General features: G+C 61.6%; 1 protein-coding gene. It reads left to right on the top strand.

Features of this window, described 5'->3' with window-relative positions; translation table 11 throughout:
• On the top strand, nt 1–320 hold a 320-nt coding region (locus M3223_RS23890; protein WP_251566280.1), incomplete at its 5' end, for a hypothetical protein.
• Nucleotides 321–458 lie beyond the last annotated feature (138 nt).

Here is a 458-nt window from a genome sequence, read left to right as displayed (position 1 = left end):
GCGCCAAAGGACACGACATTGACGCCCAGGGCTTGAGCTATAAGGCGGGCGACAGCTGGAAAGCCTCGGCGAAGGGCAAGAGCAACCAGCCGGTGGTGTTTATCGATACCACCGGACGCAGCTATGCCATCGATCCGATTACTCTGCCTTCCGCGCGTGGCCAGGGTGAACCGCTTACCGGCAAACTGACCCTGCCGCCGGGCGCGACCGTGGAGCATATGCTAATGGAAAGCGACGATCAGAAACTGCTGATGGCTTCCGACGCGGGCTACGGTCGTCTGTACCTTCAACGATCTGGTGGCGCGCAACCGTGCCGGTAAAGCGCTAATCACCCTGCCTGACAACGCGCACGTGATGCCGCCGCTGGTGATTGAGGATGAGTCCGATATGCTGCTGGCCATCACCGCCGCCGGGCGGATGCTGATGTTCCCGGTCAGCGATCTGCCGCAGCTGTCGAA

Origin of the sequence: Paenibacillus pasadenensis, from assembly GCF_023715725.1 — a bacterium.
GTDB classification, from domain to species: domain Bacteria; phylum Bacillota; class Bacilli; order Paenibacillales; family Paenibacillaceae; genus Paenibacillus_O; species Paenibacillus_O pasadenensis_A.
Note: the sequence above shows the minus strand (reverse complement) of the source record. Positions and strands in the feature narration are given on the sequence as shown.